Below are 19,506 nucleotides of genomic sequence, written 5' to 3' on the forward strand. Positions count from 1 at the left end.
CGTGTATGAAAAAACAATTACGCAAAGTACCAAAATGTAAATGCTATGTAATTTATTAACCAAACTAAACTAATTAAGAATTTATGAAGAAACTATTATTTATGACTGTTGCACTTCTGAGTTTATCGTTTTCTTATAGTCAAGAAGGTACGATAAGTGGAACTGTAACAGATTCAAAGACAGGGATACCTTTGCCTGGCGTTAGTGTTTATCTAAAACAGAATAAAGCATTAGGCGTTGCAACCGATTTTGATGGCGCTTTTAAACTTAAAAATGTTAATTCAGAATCCATTATAGTACTATCTCTAATGGGGTACCAGACCAAAGAAGTTACAGTAGGACAAAATACTGTTTTAAATATTACGATGGCAGAAGATTTAACAGAATTAGATGCTATTGTACTCATTGGATATCAAAAAGTACATAAACGAGATGTTACCGGAGCAGTATCTAGTGTGCGAAGTGATGATTTAGAGAGTATTCCTGTGCTTAATGTAGCAGGTTTAATTGCGACACAAGTAACCGGGATGCAAAGCGTATCATTAACTGGAGCCCCAGCGGGTAGAGGCGCTATCGTTATTCGTGGTAATACAAGTGTAGGAGCTAATATTGATGCTGATTTGGCTTATAGTAATCCATTATACGTTATAGATGGTGTACAAACGAGTTTAGAAGATTTAGCAGGATATGGAGTTTCTAACGTAGATTTTTTAGCATCTCTTAATCCAAATGACATTAAAAGTATTGATGTTTTAAAAGATGCATCAGCTGCAGCTATTTATGGATCCAGAGGGGCAAATGGTGTTATCATCATTGAAACCAAAGGAGGCGCTAATCTTGATAAACCTGAGTTTACATTCACAACCAGTCTAGGTATTCAACCAAAACCAGATTTAGTACCTATATTAGTTGGAGCTGCAGAGCGTCGTGCTAAAATGGACATGATTCAGCGATGGTGGCAGCCCAATGAGCTACAGTCCAGTTATGCACCTATGGTGTTAACAGATAGTATAAACCCATCATTTAACAATAATGTTGATTATCAAAATTTGTTTTACAGAACAGGAATTATGCAGAAACATAATTTTAGTGTTAGAGGTGGCAGTGAACAATCTAATTACCGCGTTTCTTTAGGGTATGATAAGCAAGAAGGAGCTATTATAGGCACTGGAGTTGATAGAATTACTTTGGCTACTAATTTGAATTTTAAAGCTGGTAAAAGTTTTAGAAACCGATTTATCACTAGATTTACTTATTCCGATCAAGATACAGGACAAGGTAACCCATATCAAGGACCTTTTAGCCTAAATTCTTCACTACCAGTAAGCCCAGCATATTTACAATCCTCCTTATTTAGTATTACAGATTCAAGAATCAAATCGTTAAGTGGGGAATTAAATGATAAGCTGAACACAGACAGAACAGTAAATTTAACACTTTCAAATTTTGCTTCAGTTGATGTTATTAAAGGCTTAAGTTTAAACTCACAGCTAAGTTTTGTATACGATAGCAATAAAAAGAATTTCTATGAGCCTTCAACCATTCGTAATGAAGGAGATGGTTTTGCCAGTTATGCATTATATAATAGAAAAAACCTAACAGCAGAAACGTATTTAAGTCTATTTAAAAACTTTGGAAATGATAATCATGAAGTCACGGCTGTTTTAGGAAATAGAATAGATTACAATCAATACGAATCTATGCAATTAGCAGCTTTTGGTTTTGGTAGTGATGCTATTAAAGTAATAAATGATAGGTACACACAAGATCAAATAAGTGGCTCTACAGATATTAGCTCGAATGCTATGGTATCTTACTTTGGGCGTTTCGCTTATAAATATAAAGAACGTTATCAAATAGGAGCCAGCTTTAGTATGGATGGATCGTCAAGATTTGGTAAAGATGTAAGATGGGCAAAATTCCCATCGGTAAATGCTGGATGGACCATATCAGAAGAGCCATTTCTTAAACCACACATTTCTAATGTTGTAGACTTTCTTAAAGTAAGAGCGTCTTGGGGTATTAATGGAAAACAATTTCCGGAAAACTTTTTAAGATTTGGAGCTTATAGCCTTGGCTATGGAGGTACACCATTAGGAACTAGCCAAATGGACGTTTCAAGTTATGGAGGTGTAACAGGAGTAATTCCTAATTACAACCAAATAGGGAATACCTCGCTTTCCTGGGAGGAAACAGAGCAATGGAATATTGGTGTTGATTTAGATCTGTTTAATTATCGTGTTAGTTTAACTTTTGATGCCTATAATAAAAATACAGATAAATTATTTTTTGATGCCGCTTTCCCAGCCTATTCAGGATACAACTCAGCACCAACTAATATTGCAGGTGTTGTAAATTATGGATGGGAATCTATGATACATTATCACGTTTTTCCAAAAAGTAATGATTTACGCTTGGAGTTAATGCTAGGATTCTCTAGAAATGAAAACTACGTGTCTAAATTGCCAAACGGTAATCGCGATTATATAGGTAGTGATTATGGTTACGTAGTAGGAAGGCCTCTTAACCTATACAAGATGTTTATTAATGAGTATATTCTTGACGATTTAAGTCAATTACCGGTAAACCCTTTTACAGGACAACCTTTAGCGGGTAAAAGTGCTTGGGCAACTATTGCTCCGGGATTCCCGATATGGAGTGATTTAAACGGTGATTATTTTCTTAATGAAACTCATGATTGGAAACTAACAACAGACTATTCGCCTATTCCGGATATTCAAGGGTCTTTTAATATAAACCTTCGCTATAAAAAGTGGTACTTCCAAATGTATAGCCAATTTTCATTTGGTGCCGATATAAAAAATACGGTACTTAACAGTTATTTAGATAATTATGATCGAGGTAATACTCCGTGGGCAGAAAGAGGTTTGGCCGATTTAAGCGAGCATACTTTTTGGCAAAATCCGGGAGATGGTGCTGCCGGTGTAGATTTTCCGGCCTTATATCCAACTAGCGCTCCTAGTGTAGGAAACTTTTACAGATTTAGAAGTAACCAATCTTTATGGATTGATAGTGGAGACTATTGGAAAATAACCAATGCCTCAATAGGCTATACTTTTGATGGTACAGATAATTTCATGAAAAACATAGGGTTTTCACGTTTACGTCTTTATGCGTCTGTGTTAAATCCGTATCAATGGCAAAGATCTAAAAAAGTAGTAGATGCCTCTATGGTAGATGCTAAAGGACACACTTATGGAAATGGTTACCCACAAGGTAAAACAATTTTTATTGGAATAGATACAAAATTTTAAACGTTATGAAACAAGTAAAAAATATTAAAATATTCGGATTGATTTTATGCTTGATGGGAACTGTAAGTTGTTCAGATCTTTTAGATCAAGAACCATTAAGTATAACGCACCCGAATGCTTTTTGGGTGAGTCAGGCAAATGCAGAGCAAGCTGTTGCCGGCGCTTACGGATTATTTAAATCAGCACTTTTAACCCAATCTAACTTTATGTATTGGGGGGAATGGCCTGGAATGACCTTTATGAATAGCCGAAGTTGGATTGTTAATTATATAGAAGGTAGTGGAAACTATGACTTAGCCTATAGAGGAGATTCAAGAAATTGGAAAAACTTTTTTAGGGCTGCAAACTGGGCTTTCACCATAGAACAATACATTGAAGGGATGTCTGTTGACTTTTTTGATTCTGAATCAGAAAAAAACAGACTTTTAGGAGAGGCTGCATTTATTAGGTCTATTACCTATTTTTATATGGCAAGAATATGGGGAGATGTGCCAATAGTTGAGCAGTCTATAGAAAGCTCAGACCAATTAGTTACCCCAGATGGTTACATTGTAAGAAACCCAAGAGTAGACGAATTACAGGTGTTAGACTATGCTTTAGCAGCAGCAGATAAGTCGATAAGCTTATTAGACTATTCTTCACCAGGAGCTTCAGGATGGGCAATAACAGCTAATAAAGCAAGTGCAGAAGCTTTAAAAGCACACATCACATTATGGTATGCTAGTAGAGATAATGAAAATGCCGATATGATTCAACAATCTATAGCGGCAACTACTTCTGTAATTAATAATAGTGGTGCCAGATTAATAGACTATGTAAGTGAAGGTGAAGATGGCTTTAATGCCATGTGCATGGGACAATCTGCTACGGGGCTTTTTGAGCTTAATGTGAATTCTAGTATGGACGAATCATTTAGTGTAACCACATCAGATGGTAGTCATACTGGACTTACCCTAAATTTCCCGGTGTTTTCATCAATTAATAGAAACAGAAGCCCTTTTATGGACCCAGATTTTTATGGGAATGAAATGATGGCTGGAGACTCGGACAGAGCAAATGATGTTAGAAAAGATTTATTCTTCTTCGAATATGGTACAAATGATGACTCCTATTTACAAAAGTATTCACATGCATCGCAAGATCCAAGCTCAGAAAGTGCTTACGCCTTATTTTCAGAATCTAATATTTTAATATTCAGATTGGCAGATATGTATCTTTTAAGAGCAGAAGCGAATGCCCGATTAGGAAATTCAGGACCTGCGGTAGCAGATTTAAATATGATAAGATCACAAGCCAATGTGCCTAACTATATGGGAGCTACAGATAGGGCATCGCTTATGAAAGCTATTTTCGATGAGCGCGCTATAGAGTTTGTAGGAGAAGCACAATCTGGGTATGACAGAGTAAGAATGGATTATTTTGATGGTGTGCCTTGGGCAAGCCCGACAAGGAATAATAAGGAAGGTTATTTTTGGCCTGTACATCCAAACATTATTTCTACCAATCCTGATATTGTTCAAACAGAATATTGGAGAGGCAAATTATAAGTCTTAATTATAAAATTAAAATAATATGAAAAAAATAATAGGAATTATAACAATCGTAATTTTTGCTTTTAATGCGTGCTCGACTGGTGGAGGTTATTTGGTAGACGGTGGTTTAAGCAGTCCTGAAGTAGGAACTACTACAATGGATTTTTTCAAATCGCACAGCCAACTGGATACTTTAGCATTGTTGATTGAGCGAGCAGGAATGGGAAATTTGGTAAATGGAGAAACAACTATTTTTGCTCCTAACAATTTGTCTATTAAAAATTATGTTGAAGATATTTTAACAGAATTGAGAGAGACAAACGCTAATGCCCAATATACTATAAATGATATCCCAACGGATACATTACAAAAGTATATGGGAGGGTATATCTTTCCGGGAAAAATTACACGAGAAAATATGACTAAAGAGCAAGGGAAAATATATGCCTCTGAAAACGGTGAAGAAAGAAGAATATCACTTGAGCCATCGGATAGTTATGGTGATTATTTAGATGACAAGCCGGAGTATGTATTTTATACTTATAAAAATGGAGATGATTGGGATGTCTGGGATGATATTGATGATGATGATAAAGTGTTAGTCAAAACATCAAATCTAGTTTCTACCAATGGTATTATCCATGTTTTACAAGGTTCGCATACGCTTTTTAATTACAAAAACGACTAATTAGAATTTTTAATTTAAAGAAAGACATATGAAAAATATATTTTATACCGTGTTTATCTTAGCTCTTTTGGCCTCTTCTTGTAAGCCGCCAGAAATAGGCTATATAAGCGATAATATTCATGCTTTGGAAGACACTATATTTGTTCCTAGAGGTGTTTTTAAATTGGGAGCCGCACCAAATATAGAAGGGTCTACTTACCCTATGAGTTGGGAAATAACTGATGTTACAGATGCTCAAGGGAACTCAACCAACGATTTGTTCGATGAACATGAAATATTGATATGGAAAGAAGCATTTAATCCGTTTACCGATACTACGTTAGAACTGGCTCAGGAAAAACTAGAGCTAGCTAACAAGCCTACACTTTTAATTAATGATGTAAGTGGGGAACTAGCTTTTACACAAGCTAGCAAGTTTGTAGATGATCAGGATATATATAAGCTCAATGTTAAAGCTACAAATGTAAGAGGGGAAAGACAATTAGATGATTATGTAGTAGTTAAGCTTGAGCCATTTAAACCTGTAGAGTTTCTTAGAGAAATGAGGTCTAGACTTCAATTAGGTAAAGTAAGTGGTGGTTACGATATTGCATATACATCTAGAATAGTGAATAGTGAAGATGCAAATATTCCAAGTGTTTTAGATGGTACACATCCTTATATTAATATTACTAAAATAAGTGATGAACCCTCTCTGGGCGTAAAAGTAAAAATGGTTATTACAGATAGTTATGATAAGCCTTTAAACCCTGATGAGATAACCTTTTATCCTACGGGATCTACATTTTTACAAAATTATCATGATAACTCCGTCGAGACTATTACAGATGCAACTTCTACAACTTTTTCATTACCAGCACCTCCGTTCCCTCAATTTGGAAGAACGTATTCAGGAGATAATACATATTTAATGTACTATTTAACAACTGGAAATGCCTTTACTGTAGATACAGAAGCTTTTGAAGCTGATAATGGACCAAAAGATTGGACGCCTTATACAGATCCCGGTACCAGCGAGATTCTTAATAGAGCCTATATAAGATGGGGTATTAGAATTAATGATACAGGAACTTGGGAAATTAAGATGCGAATTCCTTATACTAAAATTAAAGAACAACCTTAATTGAATTTTGGCTAGATGAGGGTAAATCATCTAGCCAAATTTTATTTTATCCAAAGCTAAACATATAAAAATTAAGATCATCATCATCATTGAGGGTTATATTGACTGAAGTACATAAAATCAGTTAAAAAACAAAAAGCTTGACTTGGGGTTAACATTAAAGGTTACCATATTCACTAATTATGGAGGTGAAAATGAAACCAAAAAAGTAAAAATTTTAAGATTGGATAAAAAAGAAGATGAATTTGAAGTTGGAAAAATAAAATTCTAATATATAAAAAAGGGTAAACAAGAGTTTACCCTTTTTTTTGTGCCTTACTCATTCAAAAGGGCACTTCACTCATTATTGGTTTTATAAGAAAGGGTTTGAGATTAGTTTTATGTTAAACTTTAAAATCAATTCTCATGAAAGCATTACTAAAAATCATTATTGTATTGGCAATTTCCATACAAGTGCAAGCTCAAGAACGTTTAATATCTGGCAAAGTAACATCGGCAAGTGATAATTTACCCTTAGCAGGAGCAAATATTTTAATTAAAGGGACCAGTAAAGGAGTCGTTGCTAATTTTGATGGACTTTATCAAATTAAAGCAAAACCGACAGATATTCTTGTTTTTAACTATGTAGGTTTTGTAACACAAGAAAAAAAAGTAGGAAATCTTAATACAATTTCTATAGCTTTACAAGAAGATGTTTCTCGTTTGGAAGAAGTTGTAGTAACTGGATATGCAGTACAAAGAAGAAGTGCTGTTACTGGTTCTGTTTCGGCAGTTAAGGCGTATTCTCCATCTGCATCCCAAATAAAACGTCAAAAACAAAAAGCATATCATAATAAATTAGCAAGTCAAATACAATCTAATTCATTATCAAAAGCATTGCAAGGACAAGTTGCAGGTGTTAATGTCACTAGTAATTCGGGTGTACCGAGTACAAACTCTCAAATTCGTATAAGAGGCATATCTTCATTATCTGGAAATAAAGAACCTTTAGTTGTCATAGATGATGTTGTTGCTCCTTATAAAGAATTAGAAGAAATAAACTCAAAAAGCATTAAAGCTATAGATGTTTTAAAAGGCACTGCATCAAAAACCATTTATGGAAGTAGAGGAGCAAATGGTGTTATTTTGATCAGCACAAAAAACAACAAAACTAATAAAGAAAAGGAGCTTTTGTATATTGTTGATGGCGTGCCTATTAAAAAAGAGAATAACCATATTATTGAGAGTTTAAGAGAATCAGATATTAATAGTAAAAAAGAATATGATAAGTCTGATGCTAAAACAAAGTTTGGAAAAATTGCTAAAAATGGCTGTATTGTTATAACGACACATCAAGGAAATTTTAGAATAAATAATAATGAAAGTTATGCGGTTATAGAAGAGAATAGTTTTGAAAGAACATCACTTTCACCATTATCTACTTTCTCTATTGATGTAGATAAGGCCTCATATAGTAATATAAGACGTATGATTAATAATGGGGAGACCATTGAACCAGATGCTGTTAAAATCGAAGAGATGGTTAATTATTTTGATTACAACTATCCACAACCAACAGATGAACATCCTTTTTCTATAAATACAGAAGTAGCGAAAACACCATGGCATAATGATACAAAAATTGTTAAAATTGGTTTACAAGGAAAAACATATGCCAATGAAGAGCTACCTCCATCAAATCTTACTTTTCTGTTGGATGTTTCTGGTTCTATGAGCTCGCAAAATAAATTACCCCTTTTAAAATCGGCTTTCAGGCTTTTAGTAAATCAATTACGTGAGCAAGACAAAGTATCTATTGTAGTATATGCAGGTGCAGCTGGTGTTGTTTTAGAGCCAACTTCTGGAAAGCAAAAAGAAAAAATATTAAGCGCTTTAAATAACTTGAATTCTGGCGGGTCTACAGCTGGTGGAGCTGGTATAAAATTAGCTTATAAATTAGCAGAGAAGCATTATAAAAAGAATGGGAATAATAGAGTGATCTTAGCCACTGATGGCGATTTTAATGTAGGAGCGTCTAGTGATAAAGCTATGGAAACATTAATAGAAGAAAAGCGTAAATCTGGTGTGTTTTTATCCGTTTTAGGGTTTGGTTATGGAAATTATAAAGACTCTAAACTTGAAATATTAGCAGATAAAGGTAATGGGAATCATGCCTATATTGATAATATGCAAGAAGCTCAAAAAGTTTTTGGAAAAGAATTTGGAGGCACCTTATTTACCATAGCAAAAGATGTGAAAATCCAGATAGAATTTAATCCGAATAAAGTACAGGCATACAGGTTAATTGGATACGAAAATAGAATGCTTGAGGATGAAGATTTTATTGATGACACAAAAGATGCAGGTGAATTAGGGAGCGGACACACTGTTACAGCTTTGTATGAGGTGATTCCGAATGGTGTAAAAAGTGATTATCTCAAAGATGTGGCTGATTTAAAATATACTAAAACTAAGGTAGCCCAAAACTACGCTGATGAATTGTTTACAGTAAAATTTAGATATAAAAAACCAGATGGAGATAAAAGTATAGAAATGGTTCATGTGCAAAAAAATACAATTTCAGAAGCATCTGAAGATTTAAAATTTGCTTCAGCTGTAGCATTGTTTGGAATGCAGTTAAGGCAGTCAAAATATCATAATAATTCAAAAACAGAAGATGTTATTGAATTAGCTAAACAAGGTAGAGGTAATGATAAAGATGGTTATAGAGCAGAATTTATGCGGCTTGTTTCTTCTTATCAAAATTTGTAGTAATATTATAAAAAGGTCTAAAAAGTAAATATTCCGACAGTGTTTTTTAGACCTCTTTTATAAGTTTAAATATTGAATTATGTTTGGCGACAGATAAGGTTAAGTCAATAGTTACTGTAGTTACTATGAAACAAAAAGACGAGTTAGAATATAAATGTACTTACGTCGGTGATTTTAGACTAGTGGTCTGCCAAAAGGTAAAAGGATTGTGTTTTGATTGCTATTATTATAAACAAAAAAAGATGAACAGAGAACAAGTCCACCTTTTTTAAGATACTCTCAATTTGGTTGTAAAATGATTTTCCTCTCAAAAAAAATCATTTTTAGAATATTCAAACATAACTGAAACAAAATGAAGGGTAATCTAAAAACAAATAAGTGATAGAAATTAGTTAATAACTGTAGTTAATCGAAGTCGAAATTATCAAAATTCTCATTGTTATTTCCTCTTCCTTTATTCTTTAGGTAAATTAAAATGGCGATTACGATAACTGAAAGTATAATTGAAAAAATTCAACCAAAAAGCAAAAATATAATAATTGGAGAATATATGTAAAAAAGATGAGCCAGCCCCCCGACTCATCTTTAAACTATTATAATACTCATTCTTTTAGATTAATAAAACCCTCTCAATGAATTAATTATCTTACTCAATTAAGTATGAAAGTACTAAAATAAATAAGCATGTATAAAGAACAATCTCAAAAATAATAAATGGTAACTATTAACCAATAACAGTAATAATAAAGACGAACCTAAGTTCGTCTTTATACCAAATATATAGCTATACCTGTACATAGTCTAGTACCTACAAAAAACTAAAATGTACAGATGCTAACCATTTTAAAAATAACTAACAGAATAAACAATACAATCTCGAAAGCAATAAATGACAACATTTAATTAATAACTGTACTTTTTAGCTTATTTAATCTTATTTAAAACATCAAGGTTTTTTTAAGTTCGGTAGGTGTTTTACCAGTATGTGTCTTAATAAATCGAGTATATGAACTTTGTGAGTCAAAATTGAGCGCAAAAGATATTTCTTTATGAGATAATTTATTGGATATTAGCAACCTTTTAATTTCTATGACAAGTAGCTCATTAATTATTTTAAGAGGACTTTTTCCATAATGCATCTTCACTTCTTTTTCTAACTTATTAATAGGAATATTAAGAAGTGCGGCATATTTTTTTACTAGTCTAATTTCCCTAAACTTTTCAATTACCAAAGACATGAATTCATAGGAAACACTTTCCTTTTTATATAACCTAACCTGATCTGGAATAAACTCTAATAGTTTAAATAAAATTAATCCAAAAAGCTTTTGCAGCTTCTGGAATTTTAAAATACTAGAAGAGTCATAAAGTTCTTTTATTTTTTCAAAGTAAAAGTATAATTTCTCTGACTGAAAAGAGTCAAGACTCACTTTGGGGTTTGCATAAAATTTTAAGAACCAATCAAGTTGAGAAGGTAAGATACTAAGCTCTAAAAACTCCTTTGTAAATTGAATAATAATTCCATTTTCTTCAGGGTTCTGTTTTAGTAAATGTACTCTTCCAGGTGTAATGATAAAAACACTTCCATTAGTAATTTCATATTCTTTAAAATCTATAATATGTCTGCCGCAATTTCCAATTTTATAAAGTAGAATTTCAAAATAATTATTTCTAGAAGTGACTCTAGGATCATACGCGCTATCATAATTTGTTTTTTTAACTATAATTTTTGGCTCATTCCTATTACTTTCTAAAGCACACTTTTTGTTATTCATAATACATAATATATTTAAATGATAATAAAACTGTTAGCGTTATGATATTATCATTAATAATGCCATCAAGTTTTGTTTAGAGGAAAAATAAATACCCATTTGCACTCAAAATTTGGCGATATTCATTTTTAAAGCCTTATGGAATAAACTTTGCGATGGATAAAGAAAAACCTCAATAAATTTTGTTTAAACACATACTAAAGATTAAATTAAACTTTTTACGTTTTAAGGATAAAGTAATATTCGAAGCCTCTCTAAGCGATATTGATGAGTTTTATAGAAACATAGTCTCTGATTTCTCTTATTTTATTAGAATTAATTATTGTGAATCTTTAATTTTTAGAACTATTGCAGATATTGATTCTTGTTGCTGTAGATTTCAAAAAAAAGAATTAGAATTATTATTAAAAGCCTCAAAACAGGAATTAGATAAATTGAGAGCAAAGAATAAATAATTTTAGGTATTAAGTAAAGATGATAATTGCGTAGTATCTCATCTAGACAAGTCTACGATTTTAGTAAAATACCTAAAAGTAAATTATTTATGTATGATGTAATGGCAAAAGGGGTATAGAGTAGAATTCATGCGACTTATTTCTTCTTATCAAAATTTGCAGTAAGAATTGTAAAAAAGGGAATTAAAAAGTTTATAAGTTGTCATTTTGAGTGCAGTCAAAAAAATTAAAAACACTGATAATAAGTATCTAATTTTAAAAAGATTCTTCTTAAGCTTTGCTTTGTATCTTCAAACAAAATATATTTTGTTTTCGATAATGTTCTGAATGACACCTTTTTATTTCTGCATTTTAAAATAATAATCGAGTGAGTTTTTACCAGAACCATAAAACAAGAAAAATAAACAAACAACAAAAGTGATTAATGCTAATGTTAGGTTTGAAGCATTCATTTCTCCTGCAAAATTTATGACAATAGCGCCAATTAAAATTGGGAGCTGAGCAATAATGACCCATCTGGTGAGTAAACCAAAAGCAATTAAAAGACCGCCAATAAAATGAGCAGGTGCTACATAATGGATGATTACCATACCACCAGCCAAATTTTGTATTGGTTTAAATAATTCCATCAGCATGGCACTGTCAGACATAAAACTAATGCCTTTAATAAATAAAAAGACACCTAGAGCGACACGAATGATATCAAGAGGTAAATACGTATGTGCATTTGCCCACTTGTTGAGCGTTTTTATTGTTCCCATGATTGAAAAGTATTGGTTATCAACCATTAAGATACAGAAATTTCACGAGAAAATAAAAAAACATAAAACAGACTATTCGAATGTCGGTTTGTGTATGCTATTTTATTTTTATTTTTTTTACCTCAGTATCGAAGCCATAGTTTTCATTTAAGGTTACTTTAGAATAAACTATACTATCAGTTCCAATCCATGAAGCCTTTTGAATTCCCCAGTTTTCAATGTCAACAGTTTTAACATTTTTAAAACCTAAAGAATCTAGTTTGATTATTTGATAGCCATTATCATCAAATCCTGCATTTAAATCAACATTTGAAGTAAAAATGTACTTGCCATCCTTAGAAAACATTGGTTTACCATATGAAAAAATGGTATCACCTGTTTTTAAGTAAGCCAAAACATGATAGGAGTATTCATAAGAAATTGCTTGTAATTCAATAACATCGTGGTTAGGGTAAACGTTTGCTACAATAAATCTTGAGGCTCCATAATTTTGTTTCTCATCGTCAAAATATTCATTAACTAGCCTGATAGTGGTATCTCTCGCAATTATTTTTAAGGTATCATTGGTTCTTTCTAAAAACTCAAATTGAGACAAATCAACTTCATCAGTTTTCCAATCAGAAAAGTCTGTGTCAAAAGTTATACTTGATTGTTGTTTTGCACTTAGTGTATCTGCTAAATTGTTAGTTACTTTTTTAGATAATGTATCGTTAATTATTTCATTGTCTACTAAATCGACTTTGATTTCGTTGGGCTTATTGTCTTTACATCCTATTAAAGTTGTAAATACAAAAACTATAAATAAGGTTCTTTTCATTTTTTAATTGTAATTGATTTATAAATAATAAAACAAGTTCTATAGTTTATAACACTAAAACCTTTTTTTAAATACTAAATCACCATCAAAATTATAAACGCGCCAAGCACCATTTTGGGTGTCTTTAGAATATTTACCAGAGATTTTTAGCTTACCATTTTTATAATACTCTTTATAGTCTCCATGTTTTAATCCATCCTTTAATTCCACGGAAAATTTAACGTTTCCATTGGTGTGTGTTTTTATAAACTCTTTGGCTGTTAAATCTGTAGGGAAAATTTCGGGAATATTGAAAATAGTTTCTTCATTTAAACTTTCTTCAGTAATTTCTATTAAAGGAGGTGGATTGTTTGTTTTTGATGGCGATTTAGTGTCTGCAAATGCGTATTTAGTTTTTACAATATCCGGATCTTCATAATCAATCACTATTTTACTTTCAAAAAAGCTTTTTTCTGGTGTTAGTTGTATGCCAATTTGCGGAAAACAAATAAAATAATCTTTATTCTTTTTTAATTGTTTTTTTGCTTTTGTATCTACAAAATTATACGCACTATTATATAAATTAGGAGAGTTGATATATGCAAAAACACTACACTTGCTATCAAACGCATTGTTAAAGTCTTTATAAGCTTCAAAATTCTCTAGAGTTTCTTTATTTGTATAACTATTTATAATGCTTTTTAAGGTATTAGGATGATTGCTAAATATCACATAATTTTCTATGATAGTATAGTAAGGTTTATCAATCTCTTTAAACAAATTTCCTATCAGTATCTTAAAAAAACCTTTGATGGACATAAAGTTAATAGGGTAGCCTTTGTAATTAACTTCTTTAAATTTTACAGGACTACGTTTACGTATTTGTTCTAAAATAAAATCTAAATTTTGCTTAGCTTTTTTATTATCATTAGTTTTTAGAATTATGGCAACATCTTTTTTAGATTGAGATACTGTGGAGTGTAGTTGGAGTAGCGCTATTTCATCATCTATCCAACTAATAAAATGTTCTTTTAAATCAATTTTTAAAAAGTTCTCTACTTTTTCTATACCCTCAATATAACTTTTAAATTGCTCCGGGTTTTCTTTTTGAATGGATTCAAAATTATTATAAAATTCATTAAAGCTGCTGAATGAAAAACTTAAATATAATGCTGTTTGTTTGGGGGCAACTTCACTAATATTACGTGTGCTTGTTCCAGATTTTTTTAGCGCTTTTAAGTACACACTTGCTTTATCGTTAAAATTTGTCACCCCGTTTGCTGTAATCGTATTATCATCTAAATCAAAGCTAAAACCGCTAAATTCCAGACTACTGCTTAACGTTTTTTCGAGATAACCAGAGTCATTAGAAAATACTTTAATAAAATCATCCAAATATTCATATTGAAAATATAAACGAAACATATCATTATAACCAACTTCTTTATTTACTTCTATAAAATCAAGATGCCTTCCAATCTCAGGTTCTAAATATTGGTCTATAGAAGCTTCAACAAGCGTATGTACATAAGACAAAATCATTTGATTTTGTAAAAAGCTAATGTATAGTGTTTCATGGGTTTTTATATCATAAACCTCTGTTATTTGATGCTCGTGATATTTGCGCTTACTTACCTTAAAATTATCAGTAGTAATGGTGTTTAAATGATTTTTAAGCACATTAAGTTTTGCTATTTTTTGTAAATCAATTACATAGAAAAAATCATATTTCCTTGGAGCATAAATATGAGCAGATATGAGTATTTCTCTGTCTCCAAATCTTTTAAAAATACTTTCATCTTGTTTAAAGATGGTATCCAGTTTATTAAGGCTTTCGGTAAGATTATTAAAATAAGTATTGGTATTTAAGTGTTTCCATATATCGCTTTTACTTATAGTATTCCAATTATCAATTGGTTTTTGACTTTCAATGATATAAACGGCATCTTTCGGAACTAGATAGATGGATTTTATATTGTCATTATTATCAATATAGAATGTGTAAATTAAGTATATCGCATAACTAGCAAAAAGTAGGCCTAGTAGGGATAGAATATTCCTTTTTTTCATAATCTAAACAAATTTGGGGTTGAAAATGTTTCATTATACTTGTAAAACTCCTAAATTAAATGGTTTTTCAATGGGGGCGTGGTTAGCGGCTTCAATGCCCATACTAATCCAATCCCTGGTATCCAGAGGGTCGATAATCGCATCCGTCCAGATACGAGCAGCAGCATAATAAGGGGACACCTGATTGTCGTATCTGTCTTTTATTTTATTAAAAAGCTCTGTTTCCTTTTCTGGAGTAATTTTTTCACCTTGTTTTTCTAACGAAGCCTTTTCAATTTGCAATAATACTTTGGCAGCCGAATTTCCGCTCATAACTGCAAGTTCTGCACTTGGCCATGCAACAATCAACCTAGGATCATAAGCCTTCCCACACATAGCATAATTGCCTGCTCCATAACTGTTTCCTATGACAATCGTAAATTTTGGAACTACAGAGTTGCTAACTGCATTTACCATTTTTGCACCATCTTTAATAATACCGCCATGCTCACTTTTACTGCCAACCATAAATCCAGTAACGTCTTGTAAAAATACTAATGGAATTTTTTTCTGATTACAATTCGCAATAAAACGCGTTGCCTTGTCTGCACTATCGTTATAGATAACGCCACCAAATTGCATTTCACCCTTTTTTGTTTTAACAAGTTTGCGCTGATTAGCAACAATACCTACTGCCCAACCATCAATTCTTGCATAGCAAGTAATAATGGTTTGTCCATAGCCGGCTTTATATTCGTCAAATTCAGAATTATCAACCAATCGCTTTATAATAGCATACATATCATATTGATCAGCTCTGGATTTTGGTAATATGCCGTAAATATCTTCAGGGTTTTCCTTTGGCTTTTTTGAATCACTTTTATTAAAACCAGCCTTATCGTAATCTCCAATCTTATCGATAATATTCTTAATGGTATCTAAAGCGTCTTTATCATCTTTAGCTTTATAATCGGTAACTCCGGAAATTTCACAATGCGTTGTTGCGCCTCCTAAAGTTTCATTATCAATAGATTCTCCAATAGCAGCCTTTACTAAATAACTACCAGCAAGGAAGATACTTCCTGTTTTATCAACAATTAAAGCCTCATCACTCATAATCGGTAAATATGCACCTCCGGCAACGCAACTCCCCATAACGGCAGCAATTTGAGTAATCCCCATACTACTCATAACAGCGTTGTTTCTAAAAATACGTCCAAAGTGTTCTTTGTCCGGGAATATCTCATCTTGAAGTGGTAAATATACACCAGCAGAATCGACTAAGTATATAATAGGAAGCCTGTTTTCGATAGCAATTTCTTGAGCACGTAAATTCTTTTTTCCAGTTATAGGAAACCAGGCACCAGCTTTCACAGTAGCATCATTAGCAACTACAATACACTGTTTGCCTTTAATATAACCAATTTTTACAACAACCCCACCAGACGGACAGCCACCATGTTCAGCATACATGCCTTCTCCTGCGAAGGCACCGATTTCAACAGATTTTGACTTAGTATCTAAAAGGTAATTAATACGTTCTCTAGCAGTCATTTTTCCTTTAGCATGAAGCTTTTCAATACGACCTTTTCCACCACCAAGGCTTACTTTGGCTAAGCGCATATTTAAATCAGAGAGTAAAAGTTTATTATGATCTTCGTTTTTATTGAAGTTAATATCCATGTATAATATAGTTTGTTGCTAATGTACAAAAGTTGGCATTTCTGTGAAATGTGTAAAAGGAAAATATTTTCTTACTATTTTGCTTTTATTTATAAATTTTATAAAATAAAAATAGTAAACTTATGGGTTGCGATGGTGTTTTGATATATGTTAATGTTGTCATAAAATATATTACATGGAATTATTTTCCTTGGAAAATAAAATTATATATTGTATTTTTGTTCTAGAATTTTAAACTAAAAAGATGAAAAGAGATAAAATTATTTATTACATCGCTACAGGACTGTTAACTTTATTGATGTTGTTTTCTGTAAGCATGTACTTTTTTAAACATGATGATGTATCTAACATGTTTACTAAGTTTGGTTATCCAACATACATCATTTATCCGTATGCTGTTGCTAAACTTTTAGGGCTATTTGCAATTTGGAATCCCAATTTTAAAGCAATTAAAGAGTGGGCTTATGCCGGTTTCTTTTTTGCCTTTATTTTAGCGTTTTTTGCACATTACATGATTGGAGACGGTGAACAAACAGGAGCATTAATAGCCTTTGTATTATTAATCGTGTCCTATATTTTTAACAAAAAAATACATAACTGATATGAAAAACATTATAGCATTTGCAGGAAGCAATAGCAAAAACTCTATAAATAAAGAACTAGCTATTTATGCTTCAAGTTTGGTTGAAAATGTACAAGTTGACATTTTAGACCTAAACGATTTTGAATTACCTTTATATGGTATTGATTATGAAATTGCTCATGGTATTCCAGATAACGCTCATAAGTTTTTAGACGCTATTAAAGCTTCAGATGGTATTATTTTATCATTAGCAGAACATAACGGAGCATATTCAACGGTATTTAAAAACCTATTTGATTGGATGTCTCGTATTGATGGCAAATTATGGAGTGAAAAACCAATGTTATTAATGGCTGCCTCACCTGGAGGTAGAGGAGGGGCGACTGTTCTGGATATAGCTAAAGGGCGTTTTGCTTATATGGGAGGAAATATTATTGAAGACTTTTCTTTTCCATCGTTCAATGATAACTTTACAGAAAGAAAGATTTCCAATGAAGTGTTAAATTCTGATTTAAAGAACAAAGTAGCATCATTTCAAAAAGAACTGTAATTGAATACTAAAATTATGGGAGATTTTTCCAAAGATATCAATTCAAAATTTCCAAATAACAGAGTTAAGGCTCTGCTAAACATTATATATACTGCGAGTTGGATAACGAGTTATCAAAATGATTTTTTTAAACCATTTGGGATCTCTCCTCAGCAGTACAATATTTTAAGAATATTAAATGGCGCTAAAGAACCTTTAAAGGTACAAGTGATTAAGGATAGAATGCTAGAGCGTTCTCCTAATGCGACCAGATTAATGGATAAATTATGTGCTAAGGATTATATTAAACGTTTACCTTCTGAACATGACAGGCGTGTCGTTAAAATTGTTATTACTGATGAAGGAAAAAAGCTTTTAGAATCTATACCACTTCATATCAATAATGATTTATTAAAAAATTTAAATGAAGAAGAAGCAGAACAATTAAGCAATTTGCTGGATAAAATGCGATGACAATTAATTTGTCATTCCCTCGAAGGAGGGAATCTCATTATATTTTTTGTGGTTGCAATAAAAAGATTCCCTTTTTCAAGGGAATAAAAAAATAAGAACTCATGAAATCAAATACAATAAAAACAGTAGGGCGGAGTGATTTTGTCAATATGGGATCTATACAGTTAAGACAACCTTTGCCAAGTCAAAATATAGACATGGTAGATCCTTTTATATTGTTACATCATTATGGTCCTTATGAAATTTCAGAAGAGAATAACCCTTTTGATCTAGGCCCACATCCACATCGCGGATTTGAACCGATTACATTTATAGTTCAGGGAGAACAATTACATAGAGATTCTTTAGGGAATGAGAGTGTTGTTAAAGCTGGTGATGTACAATGGACAACAGCAGGGCGAGGTATTATTCATGCCGAAGCACCAACAAAAGAGTTTGTAAAAAAAGGAGGAACCCTTGAAGGGATTCAATTATGGTTGAATTTGCCAGCAGAAAAGAAAATGATCCCTGCTAATTATCAGCACGCAAAAAACGAGGATTTTAATCTAATTAATTCTGAAGATGGTAAAGTGAAAGTTCAAATCATTGCAGGTGAATTAGAAAGAAACTATGGGAAAATAGGTACACAAACAGCTGTAAATGTTTATATGATAGATATTGAAGAAGGAGGTGAGTACTTTTTTGAGGTTTCTAAAACGCATCAATCTATGTTGTATTTATTATATGGTGATGTAACTGTTAATGGTTCGGAAACCTTGAAACTAAATGAAAACCAGTTAATTCAGTTTAATCAAGATGGGAGCGGTTTTTCTATCAAAGGCACTAATGCAAGTAAACTATTATTTCTTTCTGGTGAACCTTTTAATGAAAAAGTGACGACTTACGGACCATATGTAATGAATACACAAACAGAAATCATGGAAGCCATGCGAGATTATCAAATGGGTAAAATGGGATTTCTTCCGGCAAAATAAAAGAAGGAGGTTAAAACGTGTCATCCAGAATGAAATGAAGAATCTCTTTAAAAATTAA

Annotated in this window: 16 protein-coding genes; 11 read left to right on the top strand and 5 right to left on the bottom strand. The window is 32.1% G+C overall.

Features of this window, described 5'->3' with window-relative positions:
- The first annotated feature begins 83 nt into the window (after nucleotides 1-83).
- The 6 genes from Q4Q47_RS15805 (at nucleotide 84) to Q4Q47_RS15830 (ending at nucleotide 9,369) form a co-directional block, all read left to right on the top strand.
- Nucleotides 84-3,275, top strand: a complete 3,192-nt coding sequence (locus Q4Q47_RS15805) for a SusC/RagA family TonB-linked outer membrane protein (protein ID WP_303307606.1) — start codon at nucleotides 84-86, stop codon at nucleotides 3,273-3,275.
- Nucleotides 3,276-3,280: 5 nt separating this feature from the next.
- The gene (locus Q4Q47_RS15810) at nucleotides 3,281-4,822 is read left to right on the top strand and encodes a RagB/SusD family nutrient uptake outer membrane protein (protein ID WP_303307607.1); all 1,542 of its coding nucleotides are present in this window, start codon (nucleotides 3,281-3,283) and stop codon (nucleotides 4,820-4,822) included.
- Between the two features lie 25 nt (nucleotides 4,823-4,847).
- Complete coding sequence (locus tag Q4Q47_RS15815; protein ID WP_303307608.1) at nucleotides 4,848-5,495, top strand: fasciclin domain-containing protein; 648 nt, start codon at nucleotides 4,848-4,850, stop codon at nucleotides 5,493-5,495.
- A 28-nt stretch (nucleotides 5,496-5,523) separates the two neighbouring features.
- Complete coding sequence (locus tag Q4Q47_RS15820; RefSeq protein WP_303307609.1) at nucleotides 5,524-6,618, top strand: DUF5007 domain-containing protein; 1,095 nt, start codon at nucleotides 5,524-5,526, stop codon at nucleotides 6,616-6,618.
- Nucleotides 6,619-6,763: 145 nt separating this feature from the next.
- Nucleotides 6,764-6,889 (top strand): hypothetical protein, encoded by a 126-nt coding sequence (locus Q4Q47_RS15825; protein WP_303307610.1) that lies wholly within the window; start codon nucleotides 6,764-6,766, stop codon nucleotides 6,887-6,889.
- A 134-nt stretch (nucleotides 6,890-7,023) separates the two neighbouring features.
- A complete protein-coding gene (locus Q4Q47_RS15830; RefSeq protein ID WP_303307611.1) occupies nucleotides 7,024-9,369 on the top strand; it encodes a YfbK domain-containing protein in 2,346 nt (781 codons plus the stop codon).
- A gap of 938 nt (nucleotides 9,370-10,307) precedes the next feature.
- Here Q4Q47_RS15830 and Q4Q47_RS15835 read toward each other — a convergent pair.
- Nucleotides 10,308-11,144: an AraC family transcriptional regulator gene (locus tag Q4Q47_RS15835; protein ID WP_303307612.1), complete on the bottom strand. Its 837-nt coding sequence runs from the start codon at nucleotides 11,142-11,144 to the stop codon at nucleotides 10,308-10,310.
- A 182-nt stretch (nucleotides 11,145-11,326) separates the two neighbouring features.
- Between Q4Q47_RS15835 and Q4Q47_RS15840 the strand changes: the two genes are divergently transcribed.
- On the top strand, nucleotides 11,327-11,599 hold the full coding sequence (locus tag Q4Q47_RS15840) for a hypothetical protein (RefSeq protein WP_303307613.1): 273 nt from the start codon (nucleotides 11,327-11,329) through the stop codon (nucleotides 11,597-11,599).
- Nucleotides 11,600-11,937: 338 nt separating this feature from the next.
- On the opposite strand, the gene Q4Q47_RS15845 is transcribed toward Q4Q47_RS15840, so the two are convergent.
- From Q4Q47_RS15845 to Q4Q47_RS15860, 4 genes are all read right to left on the bottom strand, one after another.
- Nucleotides 11,938-12,360: a DoxX family protein gene (locus Q4Q47_RS15845; RefSeq protein ID WP_303307614.1), complete on the bottom strand. Its 423-nt coding sequence runs from the start codon at nucleotides 12,358-12,360 to the stop codon at nucleotides 11,938-11,940.
- A gap of 97 nt (nucleotides 12,361-12,457) precedes the next feature.
- On the bottom strand, nucleotides 12,458-13,177 hold the full coding sequence (locus tag Q4Q47_RS15850; protein WP_303307615.1) for a hypothetical protein: 720 nt from the start codon (nucleotides 13,175-13,177) through the stop codon (nucleotides 12,458-12,460).
- Nucleotides 13,178-13,231: 54 nt separating this feature from the next.
- A complete protein-coding gene (locus tag Q4Q47_RS15855) occupies nucleotides 13,232-15,226 on the bottom strand; it encodes a DUF3352 domain-containing protein (protein ID WP_303307616.1) in 1,995 nt (664 codons plus the stop codon).
- Nucleotides 15,227-15,259: 33 nt separating this feature from the next.
- On the bottom strand, nucleotides 15,260-16,888 hold the full coding sequence (locus Q4Q47_RS15860; protein WP_303307617.1) for an acyl-CoA carboxylase subunit beta: 1,629 nt from the start codon (nucleotides 16,886-16,888) through the stop codon (nucleotides 15,260-15,262).
- A gap of 244 nt (nucleotides 16,889-17,132) precedes the next feature.
- Between Q4Q47_RS15860 and Q4Q47_RS15865 the strand changes: the two genes are divergently transcribed.
- The 4 genes from Q4Q47_RS15865 to Q4Q47_RS15880 all read left to right on the top strand — a co-directional run bounded on the left by Q4Q47_RS15865 (nucleotide 17,133) and on the right by Q4Q47_RS15880 (nucleotide 19,448).
- Entirely contained in the window at nucleotides 17,133-17,489 is a 357-nt protein-coding gene (locus tag Q4Q47_RS15865) for a DoxX family protein (RefSeq protein ID WP_303307618.1), read from the top strand.
- Nucleotide 17,490: 1 nt separating this feature from the next.
- The gene (locus Q4Q47_RS15870) at nucleotides 17,491-18,021 is read left to right on the top strand and encodes an NADPH-dependent FMN reductase (RefSeq protein ID WP_303307619.1); all 531 of its coding nucleotides are present in this window, start codon (nucleotides 17,491-17,493) and stop codon (nucleotides 18,019-18,021) included.
- Between the two features lie 15 nt (nucleotides 18,022-18,036).
- Nucleotides 18,037-18,474: a MarR family winged helix-turn-helix transcriptional regulator gene (locus tag Q4Q47_RS15875; RefSeq protein ID WP_303308485.1), complete on the top strand. Its 438-nt coding sequence runs from the start codon at nucleotides 18,037-18,039 to the stop codon at nucleotides 18,472-18,474.
- A 101-nt stretch (nucleotides 18,475-18,575) separates the two neighbouring features.
- Nucleotides 18,576-19,448, top strand: coding sequence for a pirin family protein (locus Q4Q47_RS15880; protein ID WP_303307620.1), 873 nt, complete (start codon nucleotides 18,576-18,578; stop codon nucleotides 19,446-19,448).
- The last annotated feature ends 58 nt before the right edge of the window (nucleotides 19,449-19,506 follow it).

Source organism: Flavivirga spongiicola, assembly GCF_030540825.1.
Lineage (GTDB): Bacteria > Bacteroidota > Bacteroidia > Flavobacteriales > Flavobacteriaceae > Flavivirga > Flavivirga spongiicola.